Annotated in this window: 11 protein-coding genes; 9 read left to right on the forward strand and 2 right to left on the reverse strand. The window is 72.3% G+C overall.

From position 1 onward, the window contains the following. Positions 1-53 precede the first annotated feature (53 nt). Complete coding sequence (locus ACIQK6_RS28735; RefSeq protein ID WP_329099550.1) at positions 54-239, forward strand: hypothetical protein; 186 nt, start codon at positions 54-56, stop codon at positions 237-239. A gap of 46 nt (positions 240-285) precedes the next feature. Here ACIQK6_RS28735 and ACIQK6_RS28740 read toward each other — a convergent pair whose 3' ends face one another. Beyond that, the gene (locus ACIQK6_RS28740) at positions 286-840 is read right to left on the reverse strand and encodes a hypothetical protein (protein WP_329099549.1); all 555 of its coding nucleotides are present in this window, start codon (positions 838-840) and stop codon (positions 286-288) included. Between the two features lie 119 nt (positions 841-959). Here ACIQK6_RS28740 and tsaB point away from each other — a divergent pair, with 119 nt between their 5' ends. From tsaB to ACIQK6_RS28760, 4 genes are read left to right on the forward strand one after another with little or no spacing between them, the layout of a single operon-like run. After that, complete coding sequence (gene tsaB, locus ACIQK6_RS28745; RefSeq protein ID WP_329099548.1) at positions 960-1,622, forward strand: tRNA (adenosine(37)-N6)-threonylcarbamoyltransferase complex dimerization subunit type 1 TsaB; 663 nt, start codon at positions 960-962, stop codon at positions 1,620-1,622. A 29-nt stretch (positions 1,623-1,651) separates the two neighbouring features. After that, entirely contained in the window at positions 1,652-2,131 is a 480-nt protein-coding gene (gene rimI / locus ACIQK6_RS28750) for a ribosomal protein S18-alanine N-acetyltransferase (RefSeq protein ID WP_329107717.1), read from the forward strand. After that, positions 2,124-3,257 (forward strand): tRNA (adenosine(37)-N6)-threonylcarbamoyltransferase complex transferase subunit TsaD, encoded by a 1,134-nt coding sequence (gene tsaD / locus ACIQK6_RS28755; protein ID WP_329099547.1) that lies wholly within the window; start codon positions 2,124-2,126, stop codon positions 3,255-3,257. The genes rimI and tsaD overlap by 8 nt, the downstream gene beginning before the upstream one ends. After that, positions 3,254-3,526: a hypothetical protein gene (locus tag ACIQK6_RS28760; protein ID WP_328789154.1), complete on the forward strand. Its 273-nt coding sequence runs from the start codon at positions 3,254-3,256 to the stop codon at positions 3,524-3,526. Before tsaD ends, ACIQK6_RS28760 begins: the two co-directional genes overlap by 4 nt. Positions 3,527-3,741: 215 nt before the next feature. Here ACIQK6_RS28760 and ACIQK6_RS28765 read toward each other — a convergent pair whose 3' ends face one another. After that, the gene (locus tag ACIQK6_RS28765) at positions 3,742-5,046 is read right to left on the reverse strand and encodes a methyltransferase domain-containing protein (RefSeq protein ID WP_402695697.1); all 1,305 of its coding nucleotides are present in this window, start codon (positions 5,044-5,046) and stop codon (positions 3,742-3,744) included. A 197-nt stretch (positions 5,047-5,243) separates the two neighbouring features. On the opposite strand from ACIQK6_RS28765, the gene ACIQK6_RS28770 reads away from it, so the two are divergent. The 4 genes from ACIQK6_RS28770 to ACIQK6_RS28785 all read left to right on the forward strand — a co-directional run bounded on the left by ACIQK6_RS28770 (position 5,244) and on the right by ACIQK6_RS28785 (position 8,505). Continuing rightward, a complete protein-coding gene (locus ACIQK6_RS28770) occupies positions 5,244-6,104 on the forward strand; it encodes a polysaccharide deacetylase family protein (protein ID WP_329099545.1) in 861 nt (286 codons plus the stop codon). Beyond that, entirely contained in the window at positions 6,101-6,982 is an 882-nt protein-coding gene (locus tag ACIQK6_RS28775) for a polysaccharide deacetylase family protein (protein ID WP_402695698.1), read from the forward strand. The genes ACIQK6_RS28770 and ACIQK6_RS28775 overlap by 4 nt, the downstream gene beginning before the upstream one ends. Positions 6,983-7,456: 474 nt before the next feature. Further along, positions 7,457-7,624: a hypothetical protein gene (locus ACIQK6_RS28780; protein WP_402695699.1), complete on the forward strand. Its 168-nt coding sequence runs from the start codon at positions 7,457-7,459 to the stop codon at positions 7,622-7,624. 263 nt (positions 7,625-7,887) lie between these two features. Beyond that, positions 7,888-8,505 (forward strand): hypothetical protein, encoded by a 618-nt coding sequence (locus ACIQK6_RS28785; protein ID WP_402695700.1) that lies wholly within the window; start codon positions 7,888-7,890, stop codon positions 8,503-8,505. Positions 8,506-8,593 lie beyond the last annotated feature (88 nt).

The following is an 8,593-nucleotide window of genomic DNA, read 5'->3' on the forward strand; positions in this document are numbered from 1 at the left end:
CGAGAGTTTCTTAGGTATGCCTAAGTACGGTGTCCCGGGTCCAGGAGGCAGCCATGTCGGCACCAGCAGGAGCACATCGCGAACCCCGCCCGTCCACCGTCTCCATGTGGACGCTCCTCGCCGCCGGCGTGGCCGCCACCGCCGTCTCCACACCGCCCGCGCGGGAGTACGCCACCGCCCCGGCCGGGCCGGTCGACACCGCACGCGAAGAGGCCGCTCCGGAATCCGAAGCGGCCTGAGGGGCGTCACCCGGTCGGGTGAAGCGCGGGGGATCCGTCGGATCCGTCAGGGAACGACGACGACCTTCGACGCGATCGTCGCGAAGGCCCACATCGCGTCGCCGTCCGCACGGCTCATCCGGATGCCGCCGGTCTTCTTGTTCGGGTCGGGCTCCGGCAGCGCGCCGTCCGTACGGGCGCTGAAACCGACCGCCACGCCCTCCGCGGTGGCGAACCGCACGACGTGCTCGATCGGCACGCCGTCCGAGCCGGTGACCGAACCCGAGCGCGACCCGACCGCGTAGCTGCCCGGCTTCGGGTGCACCGTGCTCGGCATCACCGCGAACGACTTCGGCGGCTGCGCGGGGTCGCCCACCAGCCACACCCGCTTCTGGCCCACCGAGTACACGACGCGCACCCCGTCACCGGAACCCTCGGGCACGGCGGCCGGCTTCGCCGGGTCCTGCTTGGCGGCCGGGCTCGCGGCGGGGGCCGGTTCCTGCACGGCGGCCTTCGGGGGATGCGCGGGCGCCGTGGCGGAAGCCTGGTAGCCGAGGAAGCCGACGACGGCCACTGCCGCGGCGGTGAGCCCGGCCACGATTCCCGAGCTGCTGAGTGCCACCTTGCTCCACCTCTCCGCGCCGACCGATACCACGTCAGGTACCCCGTCGAAAGGTAGCAGCCGCCCTGCTCCGAGACCGGCCGCGAGGGGTGCGGCCGCCGGAGTCGTAGGCTGTTCGCGTGCTCTTGCTCGCCGTAGATACCGCCACGCCCGCCGTCACCGTCGCCCTGCACGACGGTGAGTCCGTCGTCGCCGAGTCGAACCAGGTCGACGCCCGCCGCCACGGGGAGCTCCTGCTGCCCTCCGTGGACAAGGTCCTCGCCGAGGCCGGGGTCACCCTCGAAGCCGTCACCGGCGTCGTCGTCGGTGTCGGCCCCGGCCCCTACACCGGACTGCGCGTCGGCCTCGTCACCGCCTCCACCTTCGCCGCCGTGCTGGGCGTGCCCGTGCACGGCCTGTGCACGCTCGACGGCCTCGCGTACGCCGCCGGGGCCGCCGGCATCGAGGGCCCCTTCACCGTCGCCACCGACGCGCGGCGCAAGGAGGTCTACTGGGCCCGGTACGAGGACCCCCGCACGCGCGTCGGCGAGCCCGCCGTGGACCGCCCGGCCGACATCGCCGAGCAGGTCGCGGGCCTGACCGCGGTCGGCCAGGGCGCGCTCCTGTACCCCGAGGTCTTCCAGGACGCCCGGGGCCCCGAGCACCAGTCGGCCGCCGCGCTGGCCTCGTTGGCCGCGGAACGACTGGCGGCGGGCCTGGAGTTCCTGCCTCCTACCCCCCTGTACCTGCGCCGGCCCGACGCCCAGGTGCCCAAGAACTACAAGGTGGTCACCCCGCAGTGACCCCGGCGACCCCCCATACCGTGCGCGAGATGCGCTGGTGGGACATCGGGCCCGTGCTGGAACTGGAGCACGAGCTGTTCCCCGAGGACGCCTGGTCCGCCGGGATGTTCTGGTCCGAACTCGCCCACGCCCGCGGCCCGCAGGCCACGCGCCGCTACGTCGTCGCCGAGACGCCGGACGGCCGCCTCGTCGGCTACGCCGGACTGGCCGCCGCCGGTGACCTGGCCGACGTACAGACCATCGCGGCCGCGCGCGACCAGTGGGGGACCGGGCTCGGTGCCCGGCTCCTGACCGACCTGCTGCGCGCCGCCACCGCGTTCGAATGTGCCGAGGTGCTGCTGGAGGTACGGGTGGACAACACCCGCGCCCAGAAGCTCTACGAGCGCTTCGGCTTCGAGCCCATCGGCTTCCGGCGCGGCTACTACCAGCCCGGCAACGTCGACGCGCTCGTCATGCGACTGACCGACCCCGCACAAGCACGAACTGAGAGCAGTGAGAGCAATGGCTGACGAACCGCTCGTCCTCGGCATCGAGACCTCCTGCGACGAGACCGGCGTCGGCGTCGTCCGCGGCACCACCCTGCTCGCGGACGCCATCGCGTCGAGCGTCGACGAGCACGCCCGCTTCGGCGGCGTCGTGCCCGAGGTCGCCTCGCGGGCCCATCTGGAGGCGATGGTCCCCACCATCGAGCGCGCCCTGAAGGAGGCCGGGGTCAGCGCCCGCGACCTCGACGGCATCGCCGTCACCGCGGGTCCCGGACTCGCCGGCGCACTGCTCGTGGGCGTCTCGGCGGCCAAGGCCTACGCGTACGCGCTCGGCAAGCCGCTGTACGGGGTCAACCACCTCGCCTCCCACATCTGCGTGGACCAGCTGGAGCACGGACCGCTGCCGGAGCCGACGATGGCCCTGCTGGTGTCCGGCGGGCACTCCTCGCTCCTGCTGGCCCCGGACATCACCTCCGATGTACGGCCGCTCGGTGCGACCATCGACGACGCGGCGGGCGAGGCCTTCGACAAGATCGCGCGCGTGCTCCAGCTGGGCTTCCCCGGCGGCCCGGTCATCGACCGGCTCGCACGCGAGGGCGACCCGAAGGCGATCAACTTCCCGCGCGGGCTGACGGGGCCGCGCGACGCCGCGTACGACTTCTCCTTCTCCGGGCTCAAGACGGCCGTCGCCCGCTGGATCGAGGCGAAGCGCAACGCGGGCGAGGACGTACCGGTGCGCGATGTGGCGGCGTCCTTCCAGGAGGCCGTGGTGGACGTGCTGACGCGCAAGGCGATCCGGGCGTGCAAGGACGAGGGCGTCGACCACCTGATGATCGGCGGCGGCGTCGCGGCCAACTCCCGACTGCGCTCGCTGGCGCAGGAGCGGTGCGACGCCGCGGGGATCGTGCTGCGCGTGCCGAGGCCGAAGCTGTGCACGGACAACGGCGCGATGGTCGCGGCGCTGGGCGCGGAGATGGTCAAGCGGAACCGGCCGGCATCGGACTGGGACCTGTCGGCGGACTCCTCGCTGCCGGTGACGGACCCGCACGTGCCGGGTACCGGGCAGGCGCACGGGCACGCGCACTCCCACTCCCACTCGCACGATCACGACCACGTGCACGAACTGAGCAAGGACAACCTGTACTCGTGAGCACCGTCGCGCTGATGTGGGAGGCCCGGGCCGCCGACGGCCGGGGCAACGAGCTGCTGGAGTGGGCCCGCGCCCAGGTCCTCGCCCGGGAGCCGGTGCGCCGCGAGGTGTTCCGGGCCCCGCAGGACCGGGTCCTCGTGATCACCTGGTGGGAGGCCGCCGAGGGCGTGGCCGCCGACCTCCCCGAGCTGCCCGAACCCGCGGCCGACCTGATCACGCGGGCGGTGCACCGCTGGCGGTTCGAGTCGGTGGAGGTCGACGGAGCCTGACCGGCGGCGGCCCGGCCCGGCCGAGTGGCCCGGGCCCACCCCGCACTGCCGGACCGGACAGGGCCCGACCTGCACCGCCGGCCCCGTCCGACCTGTCACGGTCCGCCCGGCCCGACACGTCTGGGCCCGCGCGGCCTGTCGCGGTCTGACACGTCGCGGTCCGACACGTCACGGCCCGACCTGCCCGCCCCGGCTCGTGGGGCCGGACCCGCATCTCACCGGCCGGGCGTCGCCGCAGGCGGTACGGCAGGCGGTACGGCAGGCGGTACGGCCGGGGCGCCGATGAGCATCGAGGGAGCCCCCGCCACCCGGGTCAGGAAGACGGTCGCGGAGTGCGGCCCCTGCGGCTTGACCTTCCTGCGCAGCTCCTCGGGCTCGATCGCCGAGCCGCGCTTCTTCACGGTCAGGATGCCGACCCCGCGCTCGCGCAGCAGTGCTTTCAGCTTCTTCAGGCCGAAGGGCAGCACGTCGGTGATCTCGTACGCCGTCGCGTACGGCGTCGCGCGCAGCTCGTCGGCGGTGATGTACGCGATGGTCGGGTCGATCAGCCGGCCGCCCAGCTGCCCGGCGACCTCGGCGACGAGGTGGGCGCGGATGACGGCGCCATCGGGTTCGTAGAGCCAGCGGCCGACCGGCCCGGCCTCCGGATCGGGCAGCGGATCGGCGGTGTGCAGCTCGCGCGGTCCGGGGAGCAGGGTCGCGCGCACGGTTCCCGGTGCGGTTCCGAACCAGAGCACGGCCTCCTTGACGTCCCCCTGGTCGGAGATCCACTCGGCCTCGGCCTCCGCGGGCACGGCCTCGTGCGGGATCCCGGGGGCGATCTTGATGGCGGCGTACTTCGCCGCACGGGCCGTCTCCACCGCCCACGACAGCGGCGGCGAGTACGACTCCGGGTCGAAGATCCGGCCGCGCCCCCCGCGCCGGGCCGGGTCGATGAAGACGGCGTCGTAGCCGGCGGTGTCCACCTCCGTCACGTCCGCCTCCCGGACCTCGATCAGGTCCGCCAGCCCCAGCGCCTCGGCATTGGCCCGCGCGACGGCGACCGTGAGCGGGTCGTGGTCCACCGCGAGCACCCGGATGCCGAGCCGGGCCAGGGCCAGGGCGTCGCCGCCGATGCCGCAGCACAGGTCCGCAAGGCTCCGTACGCCGAGGGCGGCGAGCCGCTCGGCCCGGTACGAGGCCACGGACGCGCGGGTGGCCATCTCACCACCGCCGGGCGTGAAGTACATCCGGAAGGCGTCCTCGGCGCCGAACTTCGCCACGGCGCGCTGCCGCAGCCGGGCCTGCCCGAGCGCGGCGGAGACCAGGGCGGCGGGGTGCTCGCGGCGCAACCGGGTGGCGACGGCCAGCTCCTGGGAGGGGTCGTAGTCGCGGAGCGAGTCGAGGAGGGTCCGGCCCTCGGGGGTGAGCAGGGCGGCGAAGTCTTCGGGGGTCACGGGTCCATTGTCGCGGGTCCGTTGTCGGCGATGGGCCGGCGATGGGCCGGCCCGGGAGCGGTCCGGGCGGGACGGGACGAGCATGGGGAGGGGGTGGGGGAACGGGTCCTGCGGTGGACGCTGTGGGCCAGTCGAAGGAAGGTCCGACCGCGTTCGCGGTGTCTTCCGGGGAGTCCGTGTGTCGGGTGCCAGGATGCGCTGCTATGCAGCTAGTCCGACAAAAAGGAAATAAGTCGCAACAAGGTCACCGGTACGCGGCAGGTCCGCGCGGCCGGTTCGGGGTGGCCGTGGCAGCCCTGCTCGTCGCCGCCCTCGGGACGGCGTGCGGCTCCGGGGACTCCGGGCCGGACAAGGCCGCGAAGGCGAAGGCCGCGGAGGCGGGCGCCGCGGGCGCACTCAGCGCCGCTGAGAAGGCCAAGGCGGCCCAGCAGGCGCGCGTCGCCGCGGCGAAGAAGTGGGGGCTGCGCAAGACCCCGCTCGCGGCCCCGCCGGCGCCGAAGCAGAAGCCCGAGATCCACACGCGCGACGGATTCGAGGTGGAGGACCAGGAGGAGTACCCGAACGTCTTCACCACGGTCCCGACCGAGGACAAGGTCGTCTTCCTGACGATCGACGACGGCTCGGAGAAGGACCCCGAGTTCCTGAAGATGATGCAGGAGCTCAAGATCCCCTACACGGCCTTCCTCAGCGACTACGTCGTACGGGACAACTACCCGTACTTCAAGCAGATGCAGGCCGCCGGCGTCACCCTGAACAACCACACGCTCAACCACCGCTACATGCCGGGCCTCTCGTACGAGCAGCAGCGCGAGGAGATCTGCGGGCAGCAGGACACGATCCAGAAGCAGTTCGGCAAGCGGCCGACCCTCTTCCGGCCGCCGTACGGCAATTACAACCAGGACACGCTGCGCGCGGCGAAGTCCTGCGGCATCAAGGCGGTCCCGCTGTGGAACGCGGAGGCGTTCACCAACCGGATGGACTACCGGGAATGGGACCGCGACCTGCACCCCGGTGACATCATCCTCACGCACTTCCGGGGCAAGGAGGACTGGAAGGGCACGATGCCTGACATGATCCGTCATGTCATGAAGACCGTCACGGACAAGGGATACGCCGTGGCCCGCCTGGAGGACTATCTGTGAAGCACGCGCGCCGGTTGGTAGCCGGAACACTGGCGGCCGGCGCGCTCGCGCTGTCCCTGACGGGGTGCGGGGACAGCGCGGCCCCCACCGAGCGACTGGCCGGCAAGACGGCGCAGCCCACACCGGAGGCCGGTGGCGCCACGCCGTCGACGGCCTCGCCGTCTCCTGCGCCGGGGGGCGCCTCCGACGAGGCGTACAAGAAGTGGGGCCTGACGGCCCCCCTCCAGTACGCGCCCAAGCCGGCCCAGAAGCCGCAGGTTCCGAAGCCGGGCCCGGGCAAGGTCCCGGTGATAGACCGAATACCCGTCCCGGCGGACGACAAGGTCGTCTTCCTGACCTTCGACGACGGCGCGGAGAAGGACCCCGAATTCCTGAAGATGGCGGCCGACCTCAAGCTGCCGATCAGCATGTTCCTCACGGACAGCGTGGCTTCGTCGGACTACGGGTACTTCGAGAAGATCCGCGACAACGGCTCGGCGAGCACGATAAACAACCACACGCTGACGCACCCGAACCTGCGGACCCTCTCCTTCGCGGCGCAGAAGAAGGAGATATGCGGCCAGCAGGAACGCCTTGAGAAGCACTTCGGCCAGCGCCCGCCGTTCTTCCGCCCGCCCTTCGGCAACTACAACGACGACACCCTCCGGGCGGCCTCGGAGTGCGGAGTCTCGTCCCTGGTGCTCTGGCGGGTCTCGATGCAGATCAACAACTTCCAGTATGCCGAGGGCTCCGCCCTCAAGCCGGGCGACATCGTCCTGGCCCACTTTCGCGGCCCCGGTGAACTCAAGGGCACCACGGAAACCCAGATGACGACGCGCATGCTCCAGCGCATCCAGGAACAGGGCTTCCGCATCGGCCGCCTGGAGGACTACCTGTAGGAGCGGCTCCGGGGCGGGGTTCCGGTGCGGGGTCCCGGTGCGGCGGGGCGGTATCAGGCAGGCGCGACGGGGGTTTCGGGGGCGGGATCCGCCGGGGCGGTATCGGAGTTGCGTATGGGGTTTTCCCGTCAGTCCGATCGTCTCCGTGTCGGGACGGTCCCTCAAGGGCGCTCCTTCGTCGCGTCGCTTCGCGATGGCCTACGGCCACCCTTGACCGACCGTCCCGCCACGGAGAACCGAAGACTGCCGAGAAACCCCCAAAAGAACGGGCCGGGACTCCTCCTTCAGGGACGGGCCGTCGGCAACACCCATCCCTGTCGGGCGCGAAGAGCCACGACCGAAAGACGGGCCCATCCCGACCCGGCCCCGGGCCAGTGGGCGCGTCCGATCGCTACGCGCTCCTCACCCCTCAGCGTCTGCAGCCCGTCCTGGGCCGCCTTCGGAACCTAGGCGGAGGCGACGACCTTCCCGGCGGTGACCTGGGGCGGGTTGGGCAGGAACCGGGCCAGGTTGTCGCGGACGAACAGCGCTGCCCGCTCGACCGACTCGTCGGCGCCCGCACGGTCCCGGAAGACACTGGTGGACACCATCACCCCGCCCCCGGCGTCGACCCAGAAGTACGCCACGAATCCGGGGACCTGACGCATGATCGGCACGAACCCCTCGTCGACGATGCGTCCGGCCTCGGCCGGGTCGGTCACGCCTTCGTAGCGCCGGACAGCTGCGTACATGGTTGATCTCCTCAACGGTGCTCGACGTCCGTCGTTGCGAAGAGGGCCTACCCGCACCGGTCCCGCCCGGCTCGCGCGGCGCCCGGCAATCACCGGAAGGGACCCGCCCGGTCGCGCGAACGGGCGCCATGGGGTGCGGCCACGGACGCCGCCGTACTCCACCGCAGGACCACCATGCACGACGAGTGCCTGCCACCGGACCTCGTCGACCGGCTCCTCGCCCTCGGGCACGACGACGTGGTGCGCGGCCAGGCCTTGGCGGAGGACGGCGACTGGTTCTGCGCCCGCGCCTGGGCACGCCTGCTGGCCGACCGGGGCGCGCCGTCCGAGGCCCTGGAGGTACTGGCCCCCTACGTCGACACCGGCTGGTGGACGGCGACCGCCGAAGCGGCGCGGCTGCTGGAGGCCGGTGGTCGCGTCGATGAGGCCGTCTCCCTCGCCCACCTCGACGCGCTCAAGGCCCGGCCGGGCGGGGAGGAGTGGGAGCTGTCCCGGCTGCGCGGGCCCCTCCTGGCCGCGTCCGGCCGACTCGACGACGCGCTGGCGCTCGCACACCCCGAGGGCGCGAGCCCGTACGCGAAGAAGGACCTGGCCCACCTGCTGATCGACGCCGGACGCCCGGAGGAGGCCGTCACCCTGCTGGAAACGGACCGCCTGGATCACCGGCGGACCCTCGGCCCGCTCCTGGTGGAGCTGGGCCGCGTAGCGGAGGCGGTGACGCTCCTGCGGACCCCCAGCCCCCACGTCCCGCCGCCCGAGCCGTCGGGCTACAGCGACTGCCCGCCCTTCTAGGAAACTGATGAAGATGTTGGGTTCTGGCCCCGCCGCGTCAGCGGTGGGGCCAGACTCGTTCTCGTGGTGCAAGGGGAATGGTTCGGGG

Origin of the sequence: Streptomyces sp. NPDC091682, assembly GCF_044756625.1 — a bacterium.
GTDB lineage: Bacteria > Actinomycetota > Actinomycetes > Streptomycetales > Streptomycetaceae > Streptomyces.

Excerpts from the sequence above, each read along its gene's own strand:
- ACIQK6_RS28735 (WP_329099550.1), top strand. The coding sequence starts at position 54 with ATGTCGGCACCAGCAGGAGCACATCGCGAACCCCGCCCGTCCACCGTC.
- ACIQK6_RS28765 (WP_402695697.1), bottom strand. The coding sequence starts at position 5,046 with ATGCTCGTCCCGTCCCGCCCGGACCGCTCCCGGGCCGGCCCATCGCCG.
- tsaD (WP_329099547.1), top strand. The coding sequence starts at position 2,124 with ATGGCTGACGAACCGCTCGTCCTCGGCATCGAGACCTCCTGCGACGAG.
- ACIQK6_RS28785 (WP_402695700.1), top strand. The coding sequence starts at position 7,888 with ATGCACGACGAGTGCCTGCCACCGGACCTCGTCGACCGGCTCCTCGCC.
- rimI (WP_329107717.1), top strand. The coding sequence starts at position 1,652 with ATGCGCTGGTGGGACATCGGGCCCGTGCTGGAACTGGAGCACGAGCTG.